We start from the raw sequence: 25,624 nt of genomic DNA on the forward strand, positions 1-25,624 counted from the left end.
GGAACGCGCATGCGCGTTGACCTGCATCAAGATCCCGCCGCGACAAGGCAGGCACGGCTTCGCGCGACGGCCGGACGCGCGCCGCACGAGGACAGAGGCGCGCTGCATGAGCAGGCACTGACACGCCCTGCGAGGGCTCCCCGCATGCCGCGCGAACCCCATGCACCGCCCCTTTCGCTCTGGTGTTTTCCCTTGCCCCAATTGGGGTGCGTATATTGGTAGTATCAGGAGCCGGCAGCAGCGTTCGAACGAACGTCCGACATGCCGCGGTCCGATCGAGACACTACGGGAGACGCGAATGAATCAAAAATTCAGTGATCCTTTTAGCCAGTTTGCCGCGATATTCCAGCAGTACAACCTGCCCGGCTTCGACGTATCGGCCATCCTGGAATCGCGCCGCAAGGATGTGGAAGCGCTGGCCGCGACGAACCAGGTGGCGTTCGGCGGCATGCAGGCATTGCGCGACAAGCAGCTTGAAATTCTGCGCCGGACACTGAGTGAACTCGAAACGATCGCGCAGCAATTCGCGGCTTCGTCGAGCAAGCCGCCTTTCAACGCCACCGAACTCGTGCAACGCGCGCTGCGCGACGGGCTCGCCGACATGCAGGACATCGCGCGCACCACCCAGCAGACGCAGGCAGAGGCTTATGCACTCGTCGCGAAGCGCATGGACGATGCGCTGAAGGAACTGAAGGCGTCGCTGGAACGGCCCGGACAGTAGCGGACTGCCGGGGTCCCGCGGCGGCGCATCGCACGCCTGCCGCCGCTACGGAACCCGCGGCCCCGCGGCTCACGCCGAGGCCATGCGGCAAGGCAGCCTGCCGGCGGCAGGAAACGCCACGCCGCCCGCAGGCGGAGGTTTCCATGGAATATGATGATTTCAAGGCGTTCGAGCATACCGGCTGGGAGCATGTCGTCCAGGCCTATGAGGACTATTTCGGCCGGCTGACGGCCCAGTCCCACGGCGCGCTGCTCGATGCGCTTCGCGTCGGCGAGTCGAGCCGCATGCTCGACGTCGCGACCGGCCCCGGCTATCTCGCAGCAGCGGCGATCGAGCGCGGCGCGACGGCGGCGGCCGTCGACTTCTCGGCGTCGATGATCGCCCACGCGCGGCAGGCGTATCCCGAAGTCGAATTCCAGGTGGCGAGCGCCGACCATCTCCCGTTCAGCAGCGAAAGTTTCGACGCCGTCGGCATCAGCTTCGGCATGCTGCATTTTCCGCAGCCCGAACAGGCGCTGAGCGAGGCCGCGCGCGTGCTGCGCCCGGGCGGACGCGTCGCCTTCACGGTATGGGCCGGCCCCGACAAGGCCGTCGGCATGCAGATGGTCCTGAAGGCCATCGAAACGCACGGCAAGCTCGACGTCGCTCTCCCGCCGGCGCCGCCGTTCTTCCGCTTCAGCGATCCCGGCGAGTCCACGCGCGCGCTCCTCGCCGCCGGGTTCACCGACCCGCAGGTGGACGAGGTCAGCCAGATCTGGCACCTCGTGCTGCCCGAGACGCCGTTTCACGGCCTGATGCGCGGCGGCGTGCGCATCGGGGCGCTGTTGCGGGCGCAGGAAAGCTCGGCGCTCACGAAAATCGAACGCGACGTGAGGGCGAGCGTCGCACCCTACGAGCAGCACGGCGAGCTGCTCATCCCGATGCCGTGCGTGCTCGCCTCGGCGACCAAGCCCTGAATGGCGCCTGACGCTCGATAGCCCGCGACGCCCTGGCGGCGGTTCAAGCCTGGTCGGCGAGATCCGCCAGTTCCTTTTGAAGGATCGACAGGTCGATCGGTTTCGCCAGCACGCGCACGCCGGGAATCGGCTCGCCGATCTCGGCCTTGTCCCCGTAGCCGGATACGAGCAGGACCCGCGTGTCCGGCTGAAGGTCGCGCACGCGGCGCGCGAGATCGGCGCCGGACATGCCCGGCAGCGTCACGTCGCTCAGCACGATGTCGTAGCGGCGCTCCGCCACGAGCGGCAACGCCAGTTCCGCGCTCGGCACGGCGGTGCACGCGAGTCCGAGAATCGTCAGCAGGTCGTGCATCGCCTCGCGCGAATCCGTGTCGTCTTCCACCAGCAGCACCGAGCGCTCGCCGGGCGCGCAGCGCGCTTCCCTCGGCGCCGCGGCGACGGCCTGGCGGCCGCGGCTCGCGTCGAGCGCGGCGCGGATCTTGCGCGCGAGGTCGTCGCGGCGGTACGGCTTGCTGAGGAGGCTCACGCCGCGGTCGAGCTTGCCCTGGTGGAAGATCACGTCGCGCGTGTAGCCGGACGTGAACAGCACCGGAATGGGCGGCGAGCACGCCGCCGCGCGCCGCGCGAGTTCGGCGCTCTTCACCTCGCCGGGCATCACGACATCGGTGAAGAGCAGATCGATCGTGAGGCCGCTTTCGATCAGCCTCAGCGCGGCGTCGCCATCCGGCGCCTTCAGGATCTTGTAGCCGAGTTCCGCGAGCATCTCGACCGCCGCGAGCCGCACGTCGGCGTCGTCTTCCACGACGAGGATCGTCTCCTGTCCGCCGACCGGCGCGCCGGCCGTGTCGCCCGTCTCTGGCGCTTCCTGCTCGCGGCAGCGCGGGAAGTAGAGGCGCACGGTGGTGCCCTGCCCCAGCTCGCTCGCGATGACCGTATGGCCGCCGCTCTGCTTGACGAAGCCGAACACCATCGAGAGTCCGAGGCCGGTGCCGCGGCCGTCGGGCTTGGTGGTGAAGAACGGCTCGAACGCATGCTCGAGCACCTCGGGCGGCATGCCGACGCCCGTGTCCGATACCGAGAGGCACAGGTATTCGCCGCGCGCGAGTTCGGACGTCTCGCGGGCCGGCTCGGCCTCGACGATCACGTTGCTCGCCGTCAGCGTGAGCGTGCCTTCGCCGTGCATCGCGTCGCGCGCGTTGATCGCGAGGTTGAGCAGCGCGTTTTCCAGCTGGTTGCGGTCGACGAGCACGTTCCACGGCCCGGCATCGACATGCGTGTGGACCGCGACGGTCTCTCCCAGCACGCGATGCAGCAGCTCCTGCATGCCTTCGAGCAGGCGCCGCGGATTCACCACCGCCGGCGAGAGCGGCTGGCGCCGCGCGAACGCAAGCAGTTGGGCGGCGAGCCGCGCGCCGCGCTGCACGGCGTCGGTCGCCGAGGCGATCCTGCGCTGCGTGGCGACATCGTTGCCGGCGCTCGTCGCGAGCATCTGCAGATTGCCGCTGATCACCTGGAGCACGTTGTTGAAGTCGTGCGCGACGCCGCCCGTGAGGCTGCCGATCGCCTCCATCTTCTGCGCCTGGCGCAACTGCGCTTCGGCGGCGGCGCGCGCCGCGACCGCATCGGCGACGCGCTGTTCGAGCGTGCCGGTCAGCTGCAGCAGCGCCTCTTCAGCGATCTTGCGCTCGTGAATGTCGATGAGCACGCCGGGGAAGCGGTACGGCACGCCGGCCGCGTCGTTCTGGCAGCGCCCGTTTGCCTGCACCCAGCCGTAGCTGCCGTCGGGAAGCCGGATGCGGTACTCGGCGTTGAACGGCTCGCCGCTTTCGATCGCCTCGCGCGCGAGCCGTTCGATGCGCGCGCGGTCGTCGGGATGAAGCGAGCGGTTCACCACCGCGCGCGGCAGGCCGCGCGCCGCTTCCTCCGCGTCGACCGAAAAGCTGCGCGCAAAGCGCTCGTCGCCTCGCAGCGTGTCGGTCGCGAGGTCCCAGACCCAGGTGCCGAGCACCGCGCCCGTATTGAGCGCGAGCTGCAGGCGCTCGTTGGTCGCGCGGTACGCCGCCTCGGCGGCTTCGCGCTTGCGCTCGGACAGGACACGCTCGGTCGTTTCGACGACGACGGCCAGCACCCCGGCCGGCTTGCCGTCGTCGCCCGCGACCGGGCTGTAGTACAGGTCCATCCAGACGGCCTCGGGGCGGCCGTTGCGCAGCAGCACGAGTTTCTTTTCGCGATAGGTGAGCGTCCCGCCGCCGAGGCACGTATCCATCACGTGGCGATTGAACGACGCGACCTCCGGCCAGCCCAGCTCGACCGGCGAGCCGAGCAGATACGGGTGCCGCCCGCCCGCGAAGGCGGCGTAGGCGTCGTTATAGACCATGTAGCCCTGCCGGCCCCAGAGCATGACGAGCGGCACCGGCGACGCCAGCATCAGCCGCACGGTGGAGGCGAGGCTGCGCGTCCAGGCCCCGATCGGGCCGAGTTCGGTTTCCGACCAGTCGAACGCCTCGATGCGCCCGGCCATCTCGCCTTTCCACCCCGGGCACCCGTGGTCCTCCGTCAAAAAGGGCATGTGCTTGTCTCCGCCCGCTCCTGTCCTGTGGTGTCGAGCCGGATCCCATCCGGGACGATCCATGGCGATCCGCGTTTCGTTGCAGCAGTTCCCGGCCCTGAATGGCGCCCTTCTGGAATTCTATTCCAGGCACGACCCTAAAACGTACTGCGACGTACTGCGACGTACCGCGCGCCTCAGCGCTCGGCCGCCTTCACGATGATCTGCGCCTGCGTATCGCGCTCCATCTTTTTCAGCGCGGCCACCTCGGCGTCGAAATCGGCGGGCGTGCAGACCTGCTTGCCGAAGTCGGCGCGCAGCCTGCGCGTCATCTGCACGACGTTCGTCCCCGGGTCGAGCACGTAGCGCGAGCGGAAATCGAAGGACGCGCTCCTGACCTCCGCGTTGTCGGGCAGGTCGACGACGCGCACGCCCTTCGGCAGCGCGATCTGCGCGATCTCGTCGAACTCGCCGCCCACGCACACGTAAGGCTGCGTGCGCACGCGCTCCGAGAGCGCACTGCGCACCTGCGTCGCGATGCCGCCCGAGAGGCTCGTGAGCGCGGGCAGCGCGGTCGTGCCGGTCGGCCACACGACGTTGTCGAGCGTGCCGCGCAGCGTCGTGGCGAGGGGCCCGGCGTTCGCGTCGAGCTCGCTCGTCGTAAGCGACGCCGTGCCGCGCAGGTTCGTGTAGCGCAGACGGTCGGCGGCGATCTGGCCGCGGCGCTGCGCGGTCGCGCCGCGCAAGCCCGTGCGCTCCATTTCCGCGCTCCAGCCCGCGTCCTCGACCCGGTACGAGAACGCGGCGCCGCCGTCCCTGGCAACGTCGATCTGCAGGCGCGCGGTGCGCGAGAGCGGCTGCGTGGCGGGCGTGCGCGAGAGCGTGCCCGAGTCGACGAGGAGCGTGGGCCGGTCCATGTCCGTGAGCGGCAGATAGCCGAACTCGATGCTCGACGCCGTCGAATCAGCGTAGAGCCCGAGATCCGGCAGCCAGGTGATCACGTGGTTGATCGCGCCCGAGCCGTAGCCGGGCACGGCGGGCAGCGAGTACACCGAGCCCAGGCTGATCAGCGCCGGCTCGCTGCGGATGCCGGCCGCCGCGAGCAGCGCGCCGTAAAGCGCGACGTGATCCTTGCAGTCGCCGTAGCGGTTCGCGAGGACCTCGGCGGCCCGGTGCGGAATCGCGGGGCTCTGGCCGATGAAGAACGCCACGTAGCGGATATTGCGGCGCACCCAGTCGTAGAGCGTCTGCGCCTTCGCGCGGTTGTCCGGGTCGTTCAGCGTCAGCGCGCGGGCCAGATTGACGATGGCCGGATCGTTCACGGAAGTGTCGGCGGCGGGTTCGCGATAGCTCGCTGCGAACGACGCGTAGTCCGGAAACGTCGAGACCATCAGCCGGTCGCCGTAGTTCGCATACGCGATGGCGCCGTTCTCGATGCGATCGAAGCTGAGCCGGCTGTAGCGGAACTCGTAGCGCGTGCGGCCGTTTTCCGTGACGGGCGGCAGCGCGACGTAGCCGCGGGCGTCCGAATACAGCGTCTTTCCGGCGGGCAGGTCGAAGATGAGCGTCTGGCTCTCGACCGGCCTGCGGCCCGGCTCGACGAAATAGTTGAACTGGCCGGCGACGACCGGCGTCGACTGGCTCTTGTGAAAGCGCAGATAGACGCTCGACCCGACGCCGACGCCCGGAAAGATCACCGCCTTGAGCTTCGCGTCCTGGAAGGTCGGCGCGCCGGCCGACCGCGGCTCCTGGATCTCCCGGATCTGGTCCGGCGACACGGTGTGTCTCACGCCGTCGCGGTCGATCGCGTACGCATCGACGATATCGACCTTCGCCACGCTGCGGTCGAACCAGACGTAGCGCTGCGCGATCTCGTCGATGCCGGCGGGGGTATTGGCGCGCAGGACCGTGGCGTCGTCCTCGGTAACCGAGCCGTCTTCCCCGACCACGAAAAGATGCACGTCGCTCACGACCGTGGACGGCTCGTCCGGATGGTCCGCTGCGCCCGCCGCAAGCGGTGCGCCGCCCGCCAGCGCACAGGCGATCAGCAGGCGGCGCACGACGTCGAACGAATGGGTGAGCATGGGTGGATGGCCTCGTCGCGGGGCCGGCGCATGACGACAGTCCATCGTACCGTACATCGCTTCGCGCGCGCTGTTCCTCTCACGCGTGCACCGATTTGCACCGTAATTCACCGATTCTCATCAATTCGCACCTTGTGTGTGCATTTTTGTATCATGTTGCGATATAATTTCGAGATAGACGCGAAGCAAGACGGTGCCGCCTTACGGGCGCACCGGCGCGCCCACCGGTCCCGTTTCCCTTTCAGGTCCTCATTTGTTGCAATCCACGCTCGTTCGCTGGCTGCTCAGCTTTGCCCCCGCCCCGGTCGCCCTGAAGTGGCCGGAACGCGTGCGCGCGTGCGTGGGCGCGTTGATCGGCATCGTGCTCACGGGCGGCCTCACGCAGATCACCGTCGGCGAAGCGGGGATGATCCCGCTCCTCGTCGCCCCGATGGGCGCCTCCGCCGTGCTGCTCTTCGCCGTGCCGGCGAGCCCGCTCGCGCAGCCGTGGTCGATCATGGGCGGCAATCTGGCCTCCGCGGTCGTCGGCGTGACCTGTGCGGCGCTGATCCGCGATCCGGTCCACGCGGCCGCGCTCGCCGTCGCGCTCGCCATCTGCGCGATGTTCGTGCTGCGCTGCATCCACCCGCCCTCCGGCGCGGTCGCGCTCACGGCCGTGCTGGGCGGCTCGCAGGTGCACGCGCTCGGCTACGGCTTCGTGCTGGCGCCGATCGCGCTGCAATCGGCGGCGCTGCTCGGCTCCGCGATCGTCTACCACCGGCTGACCGGACACCGTTATCCGCACGCGTGGCGCCACGCGCCCCCGGCCGCCGCCGAGCCGGCCGCGAGCCCGGCCACGCCCGGCTTTACCCGCAGCGACCTGGAAGCCGTGCTCGCGCGCCAGAGCGAACTGCTCGACATCGATCCAGACGACCTCGAAGCGCTGCTGCGCGAGACGCAGTTGCAGGCCTACGCGCGCACCTTCAGGGAGCTCACGTGCGCGGACATCATGTCGCGCGGGGTCATCACGATCACGCCCGCCGCCACCGTCGACGACGCGCTGCACCTGCTCACGCGCCATCACATCAAGGCGCTGCCGGTCGTCGATCCGATGCGCCGCGTGGTCGGCATCGTGACGCGCGTCGACCTTGCCGGGGCCGAGCCCGCCAGGACGTTCAAACCGGGGCTGGCGGCGGTCGGCGGGCGCCTGCCGGAACAGCCGGAAAATGAACCGCTCGTCGCGTCGGTCATGACCGCCGATGTATGCACCGTCGAGGCGTCGACGGTAGTCTCGGAACTCGTGCCGATGTTCGCGAACTTCGGGCACCACCACATTCCGGTCGTGGACGCGGGCGGGCGCGTCGTCGGCATGATCACCGAAGCCGATCTCATCGCCGGCCTCTACCGGCAAACGAACACGGCGCAACGGCGCTCGGCCTGAGCGCCACGCCCCGCCGCCCTTGACGGATCATCAATGAAAGCAGCGGGTAACCTGACCAAGACGGATTTCGAGCAACTGTCGGAATTCCGCTACCAGATGCGGCGTTTCGAACGCTTTTCCGAACGCGCCGCGCAGGGCGAAGGCATCACCCGCCTGCAGTATCTGCTGCTGCTGCACATCAAGGGCTTCCCCGAGCGCAACTGGGCGACGGTCGGCGAACTCGCGGAGCGGCTGCAGTCGCACCATCACGGCGTCGTCGCGCTGGTGACGCGCTGCGAGGCGCTCGAACTCGTCAGGCGCCAGACCAACCAGGACGACCGCCGGCAGGTGGAGGTCCATCTGGAGCCGCGCGGCGAGCAGGTGCTCGCGCGCCTCGCCGCACTGCACCGCGCCGAGCTGAAATCCCTCGAAGGCGCGTTTCGCGTGCCGCAAATCGATCTCTGAACGAACCCCGCCATGGACCTCCACAAACGTGATTTCTCGGTCAACGAGCGCCTGCCGCGCATCTGCGCGCTCGCCGCGGCGATCGGCGCCGTCGCGACGCTCGCCGCCATCGCGCTTCTCGCGCTGATCCATCTGTTCACGAACCTGTTCTTCTTCGGCACGTTCTCGTTCGCCGAGCGCTCGCCCGCGCACCATGCGCTCGGCGCGTGGGTGATCGCGGTGCCGGTCGCGGGCGGCCTGATCGTCGGGCTGATCGCGCGCTACGGGTCGGAGAAGATCCGCGGGCACGGCATTCCCGAAGCCATCGAGGCGATTCTGTTCGGCAAGAGCCGGATGTCGCCGAAGGTGGCGGTGCTCAAGCCGCTCTCGTCGGGCATCGTGATCGGCAGCGGCGGGCCGTTCGGCGCGGAAGGTCCGATCATCATGACGGGCGGCGCGCTCGGCTCGCTCATCGCGCAATGCGTGAAGCTGACCGCGGCGGAGCGCAAGACGCTGCTCGTCGCGGGCGCGGCGGCAGGGATGACCGCCGTGTTCGGCACGCCCGTGGCGGCGGTGCTGCTCGCGGTGGAGCTGCTGCTCTTCGAGTGGCGGCCGCGCAGCTTCCTGCCTGTCGCGCTCGCGTGCGCGGTCGCGGGCTTCGCGCGGGCTTCGGTCTTCGGCACCGGGCCGCTCTTTCCGCTCGTGACGGCCCCGCCCGGCATGATGGCGCTCGCGTCGTGCGTCGTCGCGGGGCTCCTGTCGGGCGCGCTCGCGTCGGGGCTCTCGGCCGCGCTCTACAAAACCGAGGACCTGTTCGGCAAGCTGCCGCTGCACTGGATGTGGTGGCCCGCGATCGGCGGTCTCGTCGTCGGCATCGGCGGATATGTCGAGCCGCGCGCGCTCGGCGTCGGCTATGACGTGATCGGCGACTTGCTGCATCAGCACATCGTCCTCGAAGCGGCGCTCGCGATTCTCGCGGTGAAGGCGGTCATCTGGGTCGTCGCGCTCGGCTCGGGCACCTCCGGCGGCGTGCTCGCGCCGCTCCTGATGCTCGGCGCCGGGCTCGGAACCGTGCTCGGCGCGGTGCTGCCGGGCAACGACGCCGCGCTCTGGCCGCTCGTCTGCATGGCCGCCACGCTCGGCGCGACGCTCGGCGCCCCGCTGACCGCGATCGTGTTCGCCTTCGGCCTCACGCACGACAGCAACGCCCTGCTCCCGCTGCTCGCCGCCACGCTCGTGGCGCACGGCTTCGCGACGGTCGTCATGCGGCGCTCGATCATGACCGAAAAGATCGCGCGACGCGGCTATCACATCTACCGGGAATACGGCGTCGATCCGCTGGAGCGGCACCATGTGGACGAGGTCATGACGCGCGCGGTCGAAACGATCGACGCCGCCACGCCGCTCGCCGACGCGCTCGCGACGCACTTCGGCGCGGCGCAGACGCACCGCGCGTATCCGGTCGTGCGCAACGGGCGGCTCGCGGGCATGGTGGACCGGGCGGCGCTCGCGAGCCTGGCCGACGAGCCGGGCGCGGGCGACCCGTCCGTCACGCTCGGCGACGCGCTGGCGTCGCCGCCGCTCTTCGCGCTGCCGGGCGAGCCGTGCCGGCTGGTCGCGACGCGTCTCGCGGTGAACGAACTGGAGCGGCTGCCGGTGGTGGCGGACAGGGAGTCGATGCGGCTCGTCGGCATCGTGTCGCGCAGCGATCTCGTCAAGCCGTCGCGCGCGCATTTCGACGAGGAAGAGCGGCAGGAGCGCTTCAGGCACCTCCAGCCACCCTGGACGCGGCGGCGGCCGATGGGGCACGACCACCCCGCATGAACGCAACATGAAGGAAGCCGCACGCCCGGAAGGCTTCGGGCGTGCGCGCCATTGCCACCTCCCGGCGATCGAATGTCAGCCAACATTTCACCCGGCGTAATCCAGATTAACACCGGGGCACGAAGCATCCGGTGCCCCGCCACTTCGGCCTCGTCCCGGGAGACGCCCGAAATCAGGCGATTGCGGAGCTTTCGTCGCGCGGCTGAAGGCCCGCGAGTCATACGGGGGTAATCGAACGTTCGCAATATTCGGAAGCTTCTATTACCCAATGGAAAACCCGATGAACAACGAACGTAAGTTTCGGTTGCGCGGATTGCGCGCGTCGCCGCTCATGAGCGTGCTCGCGCTTGCCGCGCTCGCCTCGCTCGCCGCCTGTAACGGCAACAACGACAACGGCTCTCCCGCAAGCACCCCGGCGCCCGCGGCGTTCTCCACGCTCGACGGCAAGGCGCCCCTCGTCATCGGGCACCGCGGCCTGCCCGGCCTGCGCCCGGAGGAAACGCAGCCGTCGTACGAGCTCGCCGCCGACAGCGGCGCCGACGCGCTCGAGGAAGACCTTCATCTGTCGAAAGATTGCGTGCTGGTCGCGCGCCACAATCCGTGGCTCTCGGACAACACCAATATCGCGGATGTCGCGAAGACCAATCCGTCGGTGGCCGCGCGCAAGCGCACGGTGCCGGGCGTGCTGGTCGACGTGAAGTGGCCGACCACGCCGGCCACCGGCCCGTCCCGGTATCTGACCGACCTGACGAATCCGGCGGACCCGAAGTCGGTGCTCAAGTCGCTGATCGTCGACGGCGAGGATCACACCAACGACTGGTCCATCACCGATTTCACCGCGCAGGAGCTGGGCACGCTGATCGGCGGCACGACCTACGACGCCGCCAGCGAGCGCCCGACGGAATTCAACGGCAAGTCGCCCGTGCTGACGTTCCAGCAGATCATCGACATCGCGAAGGCGAAGAGCCAGTCGAGCGGCCGCACGATCGCCGTGTACCCGGAGACGAAGAACCCCACGTGGAACAACGCGCAGGCGATCGCGAACGGGTGCGGCGCGCCGGGCAGCCATCCGCTGGAGGACGCGCTCATCCGGATCCTCAACGACAACGGCATGAACAGCAAGGACGCGCCCGTCTTCGTGCAAAGCTTCGAGCCGGGCAGCCTCAAGTACCTGCGCAGCCACGGCCTCAACACGAAGGTCGTGCAGCTGATCGACGGCTTCGACGTCGACTACAAGACGGGCAACGTGATCTACAACGAAGTGGTCGACAGCCGGCCGTTCGACTGGACCGTCGCGGGCGACCCGCGCTGGTTCGACGTGATGCTCACGCCCGCCGGCCTCGCGGAGATCAGGACCTACGCCGACGGCATCGGCCCGTGGAAGCCGCAGGTCGTGCCGCTGAAGATCACGCCCTTCCCCGCCGCGAACCCGGACGGCACGCCGTTCGCCGGCTCCACGTCGGCGGCGAGCACGCAAAGCGCGACGAGCGTCATCGGCGATGCGCACAAGGCCGGGCTCTTCGTGCACGTCTTCACGTTCCGCAACGAGAAGAAGTACCTCGCCGCGAACTACAACGGCGATCCGAACGCGGAGTATCTCCAGTTCTTCCGGCTCGGCGTCGATGGCGTGTTCACCGACTTCGCGAACACGGGGTTCGCGGCGCGCGCGGCGTACCTGAAGGAACTGGGACGCTGACGCGAGACGATGCCGCGCGGCGCGTTCACGGCCCGCGCGGCTTGAGCCGGAACGGCACGGCCCGGTCCGGCGACGTCGTGACGGCAGCGGTCGGTCGCACGGGATCGCTGTCGGCCAGTTCGACGTCGAATGCCTGGATCAGGCGCGCGAGCACGAGCGTCGCCTCGGCGAGCGCGAACTGCGCGCCCACGCACACGCGCGGCCCGCTGCCGAACGGAAGATACGTGAAGCGCGGCGGCGGCGGCGCACCGGGCAGAAAGCGCGAAGGGTCGAACGCATCGGGGTTCGCCCAGTGCGCGCGATGGCGATGCAGCACCCACGGACTCACGAGCACGAGCGTGCCGGGAGCGATGGACAGCCCGTCCACGCGGTCCGCCGCGATGCACTGCCGCGAGATGGTCCACACGGGCGGAAAGAGCCGCAACGCTTCGCTCACGACCGCACGCGTGTACGGCAGCGCGTCGAACATCACGCCTGCGCGCGCGGGACTCAGGTCCGCGTCGCGCACTTCCGCCGCCACCGCCGCCTGCGCGTCCCGCACGTTCGCGAGCAGATAGAGCGACCAGAAGATCGCGAGCGCCGTCGTCTCATGACCGGCCACGATCATTGTGGCGACCTGGTCGCGCAGTTCCGCGCGATCGAATGCCGCGCCGCTTTCGGGATCGCGCGCCGCGCGCAGCAGGTCGAACAGATCGCGCGGGCCGTGCGCATCCGGCACGCGTTCACGCGCATCGATGATGCGATCGAGCAGCGCGCTCCAGCGCCTGCGAAAACGCGCGCGGCCGATATCGTGAAAGCTCGGCATCGATACCGGCGTGATCATGTCGAGCAGGCGCGCGCGGCCGTGGTGGTGGAAAAACCGCACGAGTTCGGCGCGCACGGCGGGCCCGTACTCCCATGTCTCGAGCGAGAACATCGAGCGCGCCGCGATCTTCAGCGCGAGCGCCTGGATGGCGGGCAGCAGATGGAACGGCGCGCCCTTGCGCGCGGCGAGCGCCTGCACGTCCTCCCCGGTGCATTCGGCGACGTGGCGTGCGAGCATCGGCAGCATTTTCGGCGCGAGCGCGGGCGCGATCGTGCGCCGCTGATGCTTCCATGTCTCGCCGCTGCTGAGCAGAAGACCGTCGCCGAGAAGCGGACGAAGCAGCCGGATCGACGTGCCGGTGCGGCCATAGTTGCCGTGGTTCTCCACCAGCACGCGATGGATCATGCCGGGCTTGTTGAGCAGCACGCGCTTGCGGCCGAAGAAGCGCTGTTCGACCCAGTCGCGTTCATACGCGTCATGCGGCCACACATGCAGGCCGTTGCGTCTCGATGCGCGCACGAACCCGAGCGACGAGTATCTGCGCGAGGGCGGCTGCGGCAGCGGCGACACGAAAAGCGGCGTCTCCCGTTCCTCGCCCGGTGCCGTTGCATGCGACGTGCCTGACGGAGCATTCAAATCGAGAGTCCCTCCGGATGAAGCGATGGACCGGGCGAGCGGCCGTGCCCGGCGTCGCCTCGCAACTTATCACTTCCCGGCAGAAAGCACAGGCGCCGGGGTGCTTCACGCGACACCTGCCTGCAGGCCTGTCCGCAATCGTTCCGCGCTCGCGACACGAAGCGCGCGATGCACGCAACGCAATGGTTTGCTAGCGAACCATTCGGCACGGGCGGCGAACCATCGAGGAATAAACCATACAGGTGGGCGTTATCCGAATACGGGCGACGATAACGGCGCCGCACCACCCTATTTCGGATACACCCTCATGAGAAACGAAGCTCAACGCATGCTTGCTGACATCCAGGAACTCGCTCCCGGATTGGCAGCGCGCGCAGCGGAGATCGAAGCTGCCCGCAAGCTTGCGCCCGATGTGGTGGACACGCTCAAGTCCGTCGGCATCTTTCGCATGTTCGTCCCGCAAAGCCACGGCGGATTCGAACTCGAATTCCCGAAGGGGCTCGAAATCATCAGCGCCCTCAGCCGCATCGACGGCTCGATCGGCTGGAGTGCTGCGATCGGCAGCACGAGCGCCACATTCATACCGCTGCTGCAGCGGGAAACCTACGAACGGATCTATCGGGACGGCCCGGACGTGACGTTCGCGGGTTCCGCGCAACCCGCCGGCACCGCGGAGGCGACGGAAGGCGGATACCGCGTGAGCGGACGCTGGCCGTTCGCGAGCGGCTGCATGCATGCGCAGTGGATCATCGGCTTTTGCATCGTGACCGAGAACGGCAAGCCGCTTCCCGGTCCGGCCGGCGCGGGCGGGCCGCCGCTCGTGCGCGGCTTCGTGATGCCGGCGCGGGACTGGCGCATCGAAGACACGTGGCATGTCGCGGGCCTCAAGGGCACGGGCAGCCATCATGTCTCGATGGATGACACCGTTGTGCCGGCCGAAAATTTCATGGACGTCATGGACGGCACGCCCTGCATGCCGGGGCCGCTCTATCAGGCGGTGCCGCAACTGCTGCCGCTCGTGCACAGCGCGGTCTCCGTGGGGATCGCCGAGGGCGCGGTGAGCGAACTGGTCGCGTTCGCGAACACCGGAAGGCAGCAGATACGGGCCGCGGTGCCGATGCGCGACTCCGAAACGTTCCAGGGCGAACTGGGCCGCATCGCGGCCGATGTCAGGTCCGCGCGGGCATTTCTGGAGGCGCAGGCAGCGAGCCACTGGCGACACGCGCAGAACGGAACGCTCAAAAGCGAAGCGCTTCACGCGGAAGGCACGCAAGCCGCGATCTGGATCGCCACCACCTGCGTTCGCGCGGCCGACGCATGCTTCACGCTCGCCGGCGGCGGCGCGCTGTACGAGAGCTCGCCGCTGCAACGGCGCATGCGGGACCTGCACGCCGCCGCCCAGCATGCCGCCGCGCATTCACGGCATTACGCGACTTCGGGCAAGCACCTTCTGGAGCATTCCGCGCTCGCCTGAGGCGCGGCAACGCGGCCGCCCCGGGAAAGCACGCGCGCATCGGTGTTAACCCAGGGCGTCCCTCCGAATCCATTTGCTTGACACCTAAACTATCAAGGACTAAATTAAATGCCGGTTCTCCCAGTAAGGAGCGGGGCATGCGCATCGTTTGCATCGGCGGCGGTCCGGCAGGGCTGTACTTCGGCCTGTTGATGAAGAAGCAGAATCCAGAACACGAAGTCACGGTGATCGAGCGCAATCGTCCCTACGACACCTTCGGCTGGGGCGTCGTGTTCTCGGACCAGACGCTCGGCAACCTGCAGGCCGCCGATGCCCCGAGTGCGAACGCGATTCTCGAAGCGTTCAATCACTGGGACGACATCGACATACACTTCGGCGGCCGCACGCTGCGCTCCTCGGGCCACGGCTTCTGCGGCATCGGCAGGAAGCGCCTCCTGAACATTCTCCAGGCGCGCGCAGAAGCGCTCGGCGTGAATCTCGTGTTCGAAACGCAGGTGGCGGACGACGCCGGCTACGACGCCGACCTCATCATCGCGTGCGACGGCGCGAACAGCGCGATCCGCACGAAATATGCGGCCACCTACCAGCCCGATATCGACATGCGCGATTGCCGCTTCGTGTGGCTCGGCACCGACAAGCTGTTCGACGCGTTCACCTTCGCGTTCGAAAAGACCGAATGGGGCTGGTTTCAGGCCCATGCGTACCGCTTCGACGAGCACATGTCCACGTTCATCGTCGAGACGCCCGAGCGCGTGTGGCGCGCGGCCGGGCTCGACGAGATGAGCAAGGAAGACGGCATCGCGTTCTGCGAGCGGCTGTTCGCACGCTATCTCGACGGTCACGGGCTCCGGTCGAACGCGGAGCATCTGCGCGGCTCCGCGCAATGGATCCGCTTTCCGCGCGTCGTCAACGAGAACTGGGTTCACTACCGCACGCGCGCGGACGGCGGCGCGACGCCCGTCGTGCTGATGGGCGACGCCGCGCACACCGCGCACTTCTCGATCGGCTCGGGCACGAAGCTCGCGCTCGAAGATGCGATCGAGCTGGCGAACAGCATCGCGTCCCATCCGCGCGATCTGGATGGCGCGCTCAGGCACTACACGGACGTGCGCAGCGTCGACGTGCTGCGCATCCAGAACGCTGCGCGCAATTCGACCGAGTGGTTCGAGAACGTGCAGCGCTATGCCTCCTTCGAGCCCGAGCAGTTCGCGTATTCGCTGCTCACGCGCTCGCAGCGCATCTCGCACGAGAACCTGCGCGAGCGCGACGCCGCGTATCTGGCCGAATTCGAGAACTGGATCGCGGAGCGCTCGGGACTCGATCTCGCCGACCCGGGCAAGCGCCCCGTCCCGCCGATGTTCACGCCGTTCAGGCTGCGCGGCGTGACGCTGAAGAACCGCGTCGTCGTGTCGCCGATGGCGCAGTATTCGGCCGCCGACGGCATCGCGGGCGACTATCACCTGATGCATCTCGGCGCGCGCGCGATGGGCGGCGCCGCGCTCGTGATGACGGAGATGACCTGCGTGTCACCCGAGGGACGCATCACGCCGGGCTGCCCGGGCCTCTACAACGATGCGCAGCGCGATGCGTGGCGGCGCATCGTCGAGTTCGTGCATCGCGAGACCGATGCGAAGCTCGGCATCCAGCTCGGGCATGCGGGCGGCAAGGCCTCGACGAAAGTCGCGTGGGAAGGCATCGACCAGCCGCTCGACGCGGACAACTGGCCGACCGTGTCGGCGTCGCCGCAGCAGTATCTGCGCGGCGTGAGCCAGTGGTCGCGTGAGGCGAGCATCGCGGACATGCGCGAGATCGAGGCCCAGTTCGTGCGCGCTACGCAGTTCGCGGCCGAAGCGGGCTTCGACTGGCTCGAACTGCACTGCGCGCACGGCTACCTGCTCTCCGGCTTCCTGTCGCCGCTCACCAATTTTCGCGAGGATGCTTACGGCGGCTCGCTCGCCAACCGCCTGCGCTATCCGCTCGAAGTCTTCAGGGCCATGCGCGCCGTGTGGCCCGCCGACAAGCCGATGTCCGTGCGCATTTCCGCGCACGACTGGGTGGACGGCGGCATGACGCCCGACGACGCGGTGGAGATCGCGCGCGCGTTCAAGGCAGCGGGCGCCGATCTGATCGACGTATCGTCGGGACAGGTCAGCAAGGACGAGAAGCCCGTCTACGGCCGCATGTTCCAGACGCCCTTCTCCGATCGCGTGCGCAACGAGGCCGGCATCGCGACGATCGCGGTCGGCGCGATTTCCGAGGCGGACCACGTGAACAGCATCATCGCCGCGGGCCGCGCGGACCTGTGCGCGATCGCGCGGCCGCATCTCGCGAATCCGGCGTGGACGCTCAACGAGGCAGCGCGCATCGGCTACTTCGATATCGCATGGCCGAGGCAATATCGCGCGGCCAAGTCGCAACTGGAGCGCAATTACGAACGCGAGCGCGTGCAGCGCGCGGGAGAGGCGGCATGAACGGCGCCCTGTTCGCAAACCGGCATGCGGTGGTGACGGGCGGCGGCAGCGGCATCGGCGCGGCCATCGCGCAGGCGCTCGTTGCGGCCGGTGCGCGCGTCACGCTGATGGGCCGCGACGCGGCGCGCCTCGCGTATCAGCGCGACCGGCTCGCGGCCGAAGGCGAGGTGAGCGTGCAGACGCTCGACGTCACGCAAGCCGATTCGGTGCGCGACGCGTTCGCCGCGGCGAGCGCCGCGCTCGGCCCGGTCGACATCCTCGTCAACAATGCGGGGCAAGCCGAGGCGTCGCCGTTCGTGAAGACGGGTCTAGCGCTATGGCAGCGCATGCTCGACGTGAACCTCACCGGCGTCTTTCTCTGTACGCAGGCCGTGCTGCCCGCGATGCTCGAGCGCGGGAGCGGACGCATCGTCAACGTCGCGAGCACGGCCGGACAGACCGGCTACGCGTACGTGGCCGCATATTGCGCGGCGAAGCACGGCGTGATCGGCATGACGCGCTCGCTCGCGCTCGAAGTCGCGACCAGGGGCATCACGGTGAACGCCGTGTGTCCCGGCTACACGGAGACGGAGCTCTTGCGCCAGTCGGTCGATCGCATCGCCGCCCAGACTTCGCGCAGCGAGGCAGAGGCGCGCGAGGCGCTCGTGCGCGCGAATCCGCAGCGCCGCTTCGTCACGCCGGACGAAGTCGCTCATTCAGTCTTGTGGTTATGCTCGCCCGGCTCCGAAGCGCTCACGGGCCAGGCCATTTCCGTTTCAGGTGGAGAAGTAATGTGACCAAAGCCGCAGCCCGTACCGCCAGGACGAGCCCGAAGCGCGATGCCGCGCTCGCCGACAACGTCGTCGATCTGGAGATGAGCACAGGAGTCGACAGCCACATGGGCCTGCGCCTGTGGCTGCGTCTTCTGACCACGGCCAATCTCGTGCAGACGGAATTGCGCAAGCGCCTGCGCACCGAATTCGACACCACGCTGCCGCGTTTCGATCTGATGGCGCAGCTCGAACGCCACCCCGAGGGCCTCAAGATGAGCGAGCTTTCGCGTCGCCTGATGGTGACGGGCGGCAACGTGACCGGCCTGACCGACCAGCTCGAAAAGGAAGGGCTCGTCGTGCGCGATGCCGACCCAGCCGACCGCCGCTCGATCACCGTGCGGCTCACGCCGAACGGCCGCCGCCTGTTCGACCGCATGGCGCGCGCCCACGAGCAGTGGGTGGTCGAACTGCTGGGCGGTCTGCCGCTTGCCGAAAAGGCGCGCATGCACCAGAAGCTCGGCCGGCTCAAGCAGCATCTGCGCGAGATCGTCAGGCCCTGACGCACACTGCGCGCGGCGCAGGGCATGCCGCACGCGAGACAGGAACGCACGGAGACACGCAATGAACGAAACCACAGCCGCCGCGCTGTTCGCCGGCAACCGCACGGCGCTCGCAGCGTATCGCGGCGCTCATTTCGGCTGGTCGGTCGAAGGCCGCGTCGGCACGATCACGCTCGATCGGCCCGAGCGCAAGAACCCGCTCACGTTCGAATCGTATGCGGAATTGCGCGACCTCTTCAGGCAGCTCGCCTATGCGACCGACGTGAAGGCCGTTGTCATTCACGGCGCGGGCGGCAATTTCTGCTCGGGCGGCGACGTGCACGACATCATCGCGCCGCTCGTCGATCTGCCGATGCCCGAACTGCTGATGTTCACGCGCATGACCGGCGATCTCGTGAAGGCGATGCGGCACTGCCCGCAACCCGTGATCGCCGCCGTGGACGGCGTGTGCGCGGGCGCGGGCGCGATCATGGCGATGGCCTCGGACCTGCGCTACGGCACCGCGCGCAGCAAGCTCGCGTTTCTCTTCACGCGCGTCGGGCTCGCCGGCTGCGACATGGGCGCGTGCGCGCTGCTGCCGCGCATCATCGGACAGGGGCGCGCCGCGGAGCTGCTGTTCACGGGGCGCCCGGCGAGCGGCGAAGAAGCGCATGCATGGGGCTTCTACAACCGCCTGTGCGATCCGGACGAACTCGTCGGGCATGCGCAGACGCTTGCGCGCGAACTTGCCTCGGGCCCGACGTTCGCGCACGGCATCACGAAGAAGATGCTGCATCAGGAATGGAACATGGGCATCGACGAGGCGATCGAATCCGAAGCGCAGGCGCAGGCCATCTGCATGGCGACGCAGGATTTCGGGCGCGCATACCGCGCATTCGCCGCGAAGACGCGCCCCGAATTCGAGGGAGACTGACGTGGCCGACGCTTTCACGGATGCGCTCGACTGGCCGTTCTTCGAGCCGCGCCATCGCACGCTGGGCCGCGACATCAGCGCGTGGGCCGCGGCGCACCTGAGGCATGCCGGACACGAGGACGTCGATACCGCCTGCCGTCGCCTCGTGCGCGAACTCGGCGCCGCCGGCTGGCTGCGCTACGGCGTCGGCGGCACCGCATACGGCGGCCACGGCGACGCCATCGATACGCGCGCCGTATGCCTGCTGCGCGAAGCGCTCGCGCGCGAAAGCGGGCTCGCCGACTTCGCGCTCGCGATGCAGGGGCTCGGCTCGGGCGCGATCACGCTTGCCGGCAGCGACGCGCAAAAGGAACGCTACCTGCCGCGGGTGGCCTCGGGCGAAGCGATCGCCGCGTTCGCCTTGTCGGAGCCCGACGCCGGATCGGACGTCGCCGCGCTTGCGCTTTCCGCACGCGCCGACGGCGACGCGTTCGTTCTCGAAGGCGACAAGACGTGGATCTCGAACGGCGGCATCGCGGACTTCTACGTGGTGTTCGCGCGGACCGGCGAGGCGCCGGGGGCACGCGGCATCAGCGCGTTCATCGTCGATGCGGACACGCCGGGGCTCACCGTCGCCGAGCGCATCGAGGTGATCGCGCCGCATCCGCTCGCTCGCCTTCGCTTCGACGGCGCGCGGGTGCCGCGCGCCGCGCTCCTCGGCAAGCCCGGCGAGGGCTTCAAACTCGCGATGCGCACGCTCGACATCTTCCGCACCTCGGTTGCGGCCGCGGCGCTTGGCTTCGCTCGCCGCGCGATGGACGAAGGCATCGCACGTGCGGCGTCGCGCAGCATGTTCGGCCAGACGCTCGGCGACTTCCAGCTGACACAAGCGAAGCTCGCGCAGATGGCGCTCACGATCGACAGTTCTGCCCTGCTCGTCTACCGCGCCGCGTGGCTGCGCGATCAGGGCAGGTCCGTCACGCGCGAGGCAGCGCTCGCGAAGTGGCACGCGAGCGAGGGCGCGCAGCAGGTGATCGACGCGGCCGTGCAGCTCTGGGGCGGACGCGGGGTGCAAAGCGGCTCGGTCGTCGAGCACCTGTACCGCGAGATTCGCGCGCTGCGCATCTACGAAGGCGCGACCGAAGTTCAGCAACTGATCGTCGGACGCGACCTGCTGAAGACGCATGCCGCGAAGGAGGCGCCATGACGTTCGAACGCCCCGTGCGCATCCGCTTCTCGCACTGCGATCCGGCCGGCATCGTGTTCTTTCCGCAGTATCTCGTGATGACCAATGCGCTCGTCGAGGACTGGTTCAACGAATCGCTCGGCGTCGACTACGGCGCGATGATCCGTACGCGGCGCATGGGCCTGCCGATCGTGAAGCTCGAGTGCTCGTTCTCGAAGCCGAGCCAGATGGGCGACACGGTCACGCTCTCGCTCGACCTGCTGCGCGTGGGGCGCCGCTCGATCGCGATCCGCATCGCCGGACACGCCGGCGGCGAGACGCGCTTCGATGCGCAGCAGGTGCTCGTCACGACATCGCTGGAAACCGGCGCATCGATCGACATCCCCGGCGACATTCGCGCGGCGCTGGCTCGCTTCGCGCCGGAGCGCGCCGTCAATACACAGGAGACGCAATCATGAAGAAGGCCCTGCTTCCCCCGGGATGGGCCGCGCCGCGCGGCTATGCCAACGGCGTCGCCGCGCGCGGCACGCAGGTGTATATCGCGGGCCAGATCGGCTGGGACGCGCAAGCGCGGTTTCACACCAGCGACTTCGCCGCGCAGGCAAAACAGGCGCTCGAAAACGTCATCGCCGTGCTGGCCGAAGCGGGCGGCCGGCCCGAGCACCTCGTGCGCCTCACGTGGTACGTGACCGACAAGCGCGAGTATCTCGCCGCGCTGAAGGAGATCGGCCGTGCGTTTCGCGAACGGGTCGGCGACTACGACATCGCGATGAGCGCCGTGCAGGTCGCCGCGCTGATCGAGGACGAAGCGAAGGTCGAGATCGAGGCGACGGCCGTCATTCCCGACTGAGGCGCCCAGCCATTCCAGTCAAACGCATCGCAATCCGGAGGCTCTCATGCAACCATCGGCTCACGTCGATTCGTTTGCCCGCGACAACCTGCCGCCGCCAGGCGAGTGGCCGGAATTCCTGCTCGACAATGATGACGTGCGGTATCCGCCGCGCTTCAATTGCGCAGTGGAACTGCTCGACCGGACCATCGACGAACGTGGCTTCGGCGAGCGGCCCGCGATCTGGTCCGACGAGAACGGCCAGCCACACGTCACGACGTATCGGGAACTGCGCGAGCGCGTGAACCGCACGGCGCACGTGCTCGTGAACGTGATGGGGCTCGTGCCCGGCAACCGCATCCTGCTGCGCGGCCCGAACACGCTGCACATGGCGATCGCGTGGCTCGCGTCGCTGAAGGCGGGGCTCGTCGTCGTGCCGACCATGCCGCTCCTGCGCTCGAAGGAACTCAAGCAGATCATCGACAAGGCCCAGGTCGGCGCGGCGCTCTGCGACGCCCGGCTCGTCGACGAACTCGCACCGTGCAGCGACCCGTCCCACCCGCATTACTGCGCGAGCCTCAGACAGGTGCGGCTCTTTCATCACGACGCGCCGGATTCCGTCGATGTGCTCGCCTCGTCCCAGCCTGCGGAGTTCGAAGCGGCGGACACGGCCGCCGACGACGTGTGCCTCATCGCATTCACGAGCGGCACGACCGGTGCGCCGAAGGGCTGCATGCACTTTCATCGCGACGTGCTCGCGATGTGCGACCTCTTCCCGCGACACGTGCTCAAGCCCGCGGCCGACGACATCTTCTGCGGCACGCCGCCGCTCGCGTTCACGTTCGGCCTCGGCGGGCTGCTGTTCTTTCCGCTGCGCGTGGGCGCATCGACGGTGCTGATCGAGCGGCTCACGCCCGAGACCCTGCTCGCCACCGCCGAGCGTTTTCGCGCGACCATCATGTTCACCGCGCCGACGTTCTACAGGCAGATGGCGGCGCTCGCCGCGCGCTTCGACCTGTCGAGCCTGAAGAAGACCGTATCGGCAGGCGAGGCGCTGCCCGACGCGACACGCCGGCTCTGGCGCAATGCGAGCGGCCTCGACATGATAGACGGCATCGGCGGCACGGAGATGATCCACATCTTCGTGTCGAGCGCGGGCGCCGACACGCGGCGTCACGCGATCGGCCGCGCGGTGCCGGGCTACGTCGTGCGCGCCGTCGACGACGACATGCGACCCGTGCCCGCGGGCGAGCTCGGCAAGCTCGCGGTGAAGGGCCCGACTGGCTGCCGCTACCTGAGCGACGCACGGCAGGCGAAGTTCGTGCGCGAAGGCTGGAACCTGCCCGGCGACACGGTGCGCATCGACGAAGATGGCTACGTGTTCTACCAGGCTCGCGCGGATGACATGATCGTCTCGGCCGGCTACAACATTTCCGGCCCGGAAGTGGAAAGCGCGCTGATGCAGCACGAGGCCGTGGCCGAGTGCGGCGTGGTCGGCACGGCGGACGAGGCGCGCGGACAGATCGTCAAGGCGTTCGTCGTGCTCAATCCGGGCTACGCGCCGAGCGACGCGCTGGTCGCGGCCCTGCAGGATTTCGTCAAGCAGCAGATCGCGCCGTACAAGTACCCGCGGGCGATCCGCTTCATCGACGCCCTGCCCCGCACCGAAACCGGCAAGCTCAAGCGGTTCGAACTGCGCGCGCTGTAGGGCGGTCCCTGTGCGCGTTCATTCCGGCTCGCAATGCACGACGAACTTCACGAGCGTGGTCGGTCCGAACGTGTTGCTGATCGCGACGTCGGCGGCATCCCGGCCTCGCGCCATCAAGACCCGCCCGATACGCGGCGCGTTGTTGCGCGGATCGAAGGTCTGCCAGGCGCCTCCCACGTAGGCTTCGAACCACGCCGCGAAATCCATCGACGCGTACGGCGGCGGCAGGCCGACGTCGCTGATGTAGCCGGTGCAGTATCGCGCGGGGATGTTCATCGCGCGGCACAGCGTGACGGCGAGATGCGCGAAATCGCGGCAGACGCCCTCGCGTTCCTGGTAGGCCTGCCATGCGGTCTTGGTCGGCCGCGCGTGCTCGTAGCCGAACGTGATGTGGCGATGAACGAAATCGCAGATGGCCTGCACGCGCTCGCTGCCGGGCGTGGTCTTCGCGAACAGCTGCCACGCGATATCCGACAGCAGATCGGTCTCGCAATAGCGGCTGCCGAGCAGGAACACGAGACATTCGTCGGGCAGCTCCTCCACCGGATGCTGGCGGCCTGCGTGCGGACGCGTCTCGAACTCGCCGGCAACCTCGAGGAGCGCCGATGTGGAGAGCGCAAAGAGGCCCTGCGGCGCGACGACCCGGCTGCACAGATTGCCGAAGCCGTCGCGGTACTGGGTGATCGGCACGGGCGGATCGACCGCGAGCACGTCGGGAACGAGCACGTCGTTCGCATGCGTGAAATGCGTGTTCAGCATCAACATCATCGGTGTTGGTTGCGGACACTCATAGACCAGATCGTAGCCAACGCGCAGTTTCATCGGAATGCCCTCTCGCTAGTTGTTGCCATCGAGGGAATCCTCGGTGACGCTTACCTCGACCTCGAGCCCCCGGAACGCACCCGGTGCTCCCTGCCAGGTGCCCCACAGCGGCAGGGCCTGATAGTGATTCCACGCGACCGCCACGCGAATCAGATGGCGATTGCCGATGATGCTGTTGGTCGGATCGAAGTCGACCCAGCCGGCACCGGGCAGATAGATCTGCAGCCATGCGTGAGTCGCCCCGCCGCCTTGCGTGGCGGAATGATCGGGTACGAAGATGTAGCCGCTCACGAAGCGCGCGGCGAGGCCGAGCGAGCGCACCGCGTCCATCATCAGAACCGCGAAGTCGCGGCAGCTGCCGCTCTTGTGGCGCAGCGTGTCGGCGGGACGGTTGACGCCCTTCTCCGTACGCCGCACGTAGGTGAAGTCGTTGGCGATCGCGAGCGTCATGGCCCTCAGCATCGAGAGGGTGCCGGTCGCGCCGCCCGATGAGAGGAACTGCCGTGCCCATGCGTCGACATCCTGATCCGGATGTTGCCGGTTGCGCGCATTGACGAGATCCGACGCCTCCTCGTTCGTATAGGCGAACGGGTAATGCGCGGCGTACCGTTCGAGCGAATAGTCCGGCTGCGGCGCCTCGAAGTGCTCGAGGGTCACGTGGCTTTCGAAGACGAGTTCGGCCGCTTCGTCCGCGAAGGTCGCGACCGCGACGGAGTTGTCGAACACATCGTGCAGCCAGTGCAGGTGCTGGGGCGTCGGGGCGATGCGCAGATGCGTCGTGACGAGGCGCAGGTCATGGCTCGACCTCGGCCGGAACATCATGCGATGCTCGCCGAATTCAACCGGCTCGGAGTAGCGGTAGACGCTCAGGTGCCGGACGGTGAAGCGCTGCGGATCGGTCACTTTGGCTCACTCGATTGAAAGCGCGTGCATCACAGGAATTGCACGAAGCGCACGAAACCCACGCATCGGACGAATCGCAACGCGCGGCGCGGCATGCCGGTCGACGCGCATGGTTCACCTCCCGCTGGCTTGCCTGAATGTTGCGTATCTCCAGTCGATTCAGCATACACGACCCGGGCCGCCGAAAAGAACTCGTTTTTGGTCAGCGCCCCTGAACCCTCGACGGGCCTGCTTCCGCGATCACGCAATGCGCGAAATGCAGCGTCTCGATCGCCGGCCGGGCGAGCATGAACGGACAGGCATCGTGCATCCCGGGGCTCCGGTTAAGGCTGTTGAGCGCATATGTGAGTGGAAACCTGCGTTTCATGGCGCCTCAGTCTTCGCAACGCACGCTCTCGAAGAACACGAGCTGGCCGCAGCGATTGCAATGGAATGCCTTCACGGGTGCTTGCGCGTCGGCAAGGCTGTGCCTGATCAAGCCCGTTTGCGCGCCGTGACAAACTGAAAGGGCCGTGATGCTGCTGCCTTCCAAGTAATTCTTACGCCGATCCGTGCCAAAGGTAAATGTGACGAAGTTGGCGGGATCGTATGAGGTAATGTCCACCCGATTGTTTTTAGCCGCGAACAAAGCCGCGCTGCAAGCGCGACGAATGTGTCCCAGCGAACTGTTCTCACGGTAGCAGGCGCCGCAGTATCTGGGCTTGGACGGCGTCCAGAGGCACCCGCGTCCGGTGCGTCGTGGCGAAGCAGGCAGGTCCATCCGAGGCGAATGTGCCTTTCCGAAATCGCGGCCCGTGCCCTGGGCCGTGCGTGGTTTGTCGATCCAGGTCCGAGGCGGCCATCCAGCGTTCCGGTTCATCCATCAGCGCCGGGCCGCTGAGCGTTCCGTTACACCCGCGCCGTCAAACCCGAGG

At 68.1% G+C, this 25,624-nt stretch carries 21 protein-coding genes; 15 read left to right on the forward strand and 6 right to left on the reverse strand.

All coding sequences use genetic code 11. The features are described from left to right. Nucleotides 1-298 precede the first annotated feature (298 nt). Nucleotides 299-721 carry a phasin family protein gene (locus tag BG61_RS10250; RefSeq protein ID WP_035929794.1) on the forward strand — a complete coding sequence of 141 codons (423 nt, stop codon included), beginning with the start codon at nt 299-301 and terminating at the stop codon, nt 719-721. Nucleotides 722-864: 143 nt separating this feature from the next. After that, complete coding sequence (locus tag BG61_RS10255; protein WP_035929790.1) at nt 865-1,677, forward strand: class I SAM-dependent methyltransferase; 813 nt, start codon at nt 865-867, stop codon at nt 1,675-1,677. Between the two features lie 43 nt (nt 1,678-1,720). On the opposite strand, the gene BG61_RS10260 is transcribed toward BG61_RS10255, so the two are convergent. Both BG61_RS10260 and BG61_RS10265 read right to left on the reverse strand, forming a co-directional pair. Then, nucleotides 1,721-4,246, reverse strand: a complete 2,526-nt coding sequence (locus BG61_RS10260; RefSeq protein ID WP_035929788.1) for a hybrid sensor histidine kinase/response regulator — start codon at nt 4,244-4,246, stop codon at nt 1,721-1,723. 176 nt (nt 4,247-4,422) lie between these two features. Beyond that, the gene (locus BG61_RS10265; protein WP_051672407.1) at nt 4,423-6,309 is read right to left on the reverse strand and encodes a DUF3857 domain-containing transglutaminase family protein; all 1,887 of its coding nucleotides are present in this window, start codon (nt 6,307-6,309) and stop codon (nt 4,423-4,425) included. 253 nt (nt 6,310-6,562) lie between these two features. Here BG61_RS10265 and BG61_RS10270 point away from each other — a divergent pair, with 253 nt between their 5' ends. The 4 genes from BG61_RS10270 to BG61_RS10285 all read left to right on the forward strand — a co-directional run bounded on the left by BG61_RS10270 (nt 6,563) and on the right by BG61_RS10285 (nt 11,672). Beyond that, nucleotides 6,563-7,729: an HPP family protein gene (locus BG61_RS10270; protein WP_035929786.1), complete on the forward strand. Its 1,167-nt coding sequence runs from the start codon at nt 6,563-6,565 to the stop codon at nt 7,727-7,729. Between the two features lie 33 nt (nt 7,730-7,762). Further along, nucleotides 7,763-8,173, forward strand: a complete 411-nt coding sequence (locus BG61_RS10275; protein ID WP_035929784.1) for a MarR family winged helix-turn-helix transcriptional regulator — start codon at nt 7,763-7,765, stop codon at nt 8,171-8,173. Between the two features lie 12 nt (nt 8,174-8,185). Next, entirely contained in the window at nt 8,186-9,976 is a 1,791-nt protein-coding gene (locus BG61_RS10280; protein WP_035929782.1) for a chloride channel protein, read from the forward strand. Nucleotides 9,977-10,307: 331 nt separating this feature from the next. Continuing rightward, nucleotides 10,308-11,672, forward strand: coding sequence for a glycerophosphodiester phosphodiesterase family protein (locus BG61_RS10285; protein ID WP_035930064.1), 1,365 nt, complete (start codon nt 10,308-10,310; stop codon nt 11,670-11,672). 25 nt (nt 11,673-11,697) lie between these two features. Here BG61_RS10285 and BG61_RS10290 read toward each other — a convergent pair whose 3' ends face one another. Beyond that, nucleotides 11,698-13,113: a cytochrome P450 gene (locus BG61_RS10290; protein WP_206540583.1), complete on the reverse strand. Its 1,416-nt coding sequence runs from the start codon at nt 13,111-13,113 to the stop codon at nt 11,698-11,700. 307 nt (nt 13,114-13,420) lie between these two features. Here BG61_RS10290 and BG61_RS10295 point away from each other — a divergent pair, with 307 nt between their 5' ends. The 9 genes from BG61_RS10295 to BG61_RS10335 all read left to right on the forward strand — a co-directional run bounded on the left by BG61_RS10295 (nt 13,421) and on the right by BG61_RS10335 (nt 22,985). Then, nucleotides 13,421-14,587 carry an acyl-CoA dehydrogenase family protein gene (locus BG61_RS10295; protein ID WP_035929780.1) on the forward strand — a complete coding sequence of 389 codons (1,167 nt, stop codon included), beginning with the start codon at nt 13,421-13,423 and terminating at the stop codon, nt 14,585-14,587. A gap of 137 nt (nt 14,588-14,724) precedes the next feature. Beyond that, nucleotides 14,725-17,058, forward strand: coding sequence for a bifunctional salicylyl-CoA 5-hydroxylase/oxidoreductase (locus tag BG61_RS10300; protein ID WP_051672409.1), 2,334 nt, complete (start codon nt 14,725-14,727; stop codon nt 17,056-17,058). Continuing rightward, on the forward strand, nt 17,055-17,834 hold the full coding sequence (locus tag BG61_RS10305) for an SDR family NAD(P)-dependent oxidoreductase (RefSeq protein WP_035929777.1): 780 nt from the start codon (nt 17,055-17,057) through the stop codon (nt 17,832-17,834). The genes BG61_RS10300 and BG61_RS10305 overlap by 4 nt, the downstream gene beginning before the upstream one ends. After that, on the forward strand, nt 17,768-18,370 hold the full coding sequence (locus BG61_RS10310; RefSeq protein ID WP_051672410.1) for a MarR family winged helix-turn-helix transcriptional regulator: 603 nt from the start codon (nt 17,768-17,770) through the stop codon (nt 18,368-18,370). Before BG61_RS10305 ends, BG61_RS10310 begins: the two co-directional genes overlap by 67 nt. A 61-nt stretch (nt 18,371-18,431) precedes the next feature. Next, the gene (locus BG61_RS10315; protein WP_035929772.1) at nt 18,432-19,283 is read left to right on the forward strand and encodes an enoyl-CoA hydratase family protein; all 852 of its coding nucleotides are present in this window, start codon (nt 18,432-18,434) and stop codon (nt 19,281-19,283) included. Nucleotide 19,284: 1 nt separating this feature from the next. Further along, complete coding sequence (locus BG61_RS10320) at nt 19,285-20,469, forward strand: acyl-CoA dehydrogenase family protein (protein ID WP_035929769.1); 1,185 nt, start codon at nt 19,285-19,287, stop codon at nt 20,467-20,469. After that, the gene (locus BG61_RS10325) at nt 20,466-20,906 is read left to right on the forward strand and encodes an acyl-CoA thioesterase (RefSeq protein WP_035929766.1); all 441 of its coding nucleotides are present in this window, start codon (nt 20,466-20,468) and stop codon (nt 20,904-20,906) included. Before BG61_RS10320 ends, BG61_RS10325 begins: the two co-directional genes overlap by 4 nt. Then, nucleotides 20,903-21,298: a RidA family protein gene (locus BG61_RS10330; protein ID WP_035929764.1), complete on the forward strand. Its 396-nt coding sequence runs from the start codon at nt 20,903-20,905 to the stop codon at nt 21,296-21,298. Before BG61_RS10325 ends, BG61_RS10330 begins: the two co-directional genes overlap by 4 nt. Nucleotides 21,299-21,344: 46 nt before the next feature. Further along, nucleotides 21,345-22,985: an AMP-binding protein gene (locus BG61_RS10335; protein WP_035929762.1), complete on the forward strand. Its 1,641-nt coding sequence runs from the start codon at nt 21,345-21,347 to the stop codon at nt 22,983-22,985. Between the two features lie 18 nt (nt 22,986-23,003). On the opposite strand, the gene BG61_RS10340 is transcribed toward BG61_RS10335, so the two are convergent. The 3 genes from BG61_RS10340 to BG61_RS41820 all read right to left on the reverse strand — a co-directional run bounded on the left by BG61_RS10340 (nt 23,004) and on the right by BG61_RS41820 (nt 25,077). Then, complete coding sequence (locus BG61_RS10340) at nt 23,004-23,807, reverse strand: transglutaminase-like domain-containing protein (RefSeq protein WP_035929760.1); 804 nt, start codon at nt 23,805-23,807, stop codon at nt 23,004-23,006. A gap of 15 nt (nt 23,808-23,822) precedes the next feature. Continuing rightward, nucleotides 23,823-24,710: a transglutaminase family protein gene (locus BG61_RS10345; protein WP_035929756.1), complete on the reverse strand. Its 888-nt coding sequence runs from the start codon at nt 24,708-24,710 to the stop codon at nt 23,823-23,825. Between the two features lie 202 nt (nt 24,711-24,912). Next, nucleotides 24,913-25,077 (reverse strand): putative zinc-binding metallopeptidase, encoded by a 165-nt coding sequence (locus BG61_RS41820; RefSeq protein ID WP_129572109.1) that lies wholly within the window; start codon nt 25,075-25,077, stop codon nt 24,913-24,915. Between the last annotated feature and the right edge of the window lie 547 nt (nt 25,078-25,624).

The sequence above is a fragment of the Caballeronia glathei genome (assembly GCF_000698595.1).
GTDB lineage: Bacteria > Pseudomonadota > Gammaproteobacteria > Burkholderiales > Burkholderiaceae > Caballeronia > Caballeronia glathei.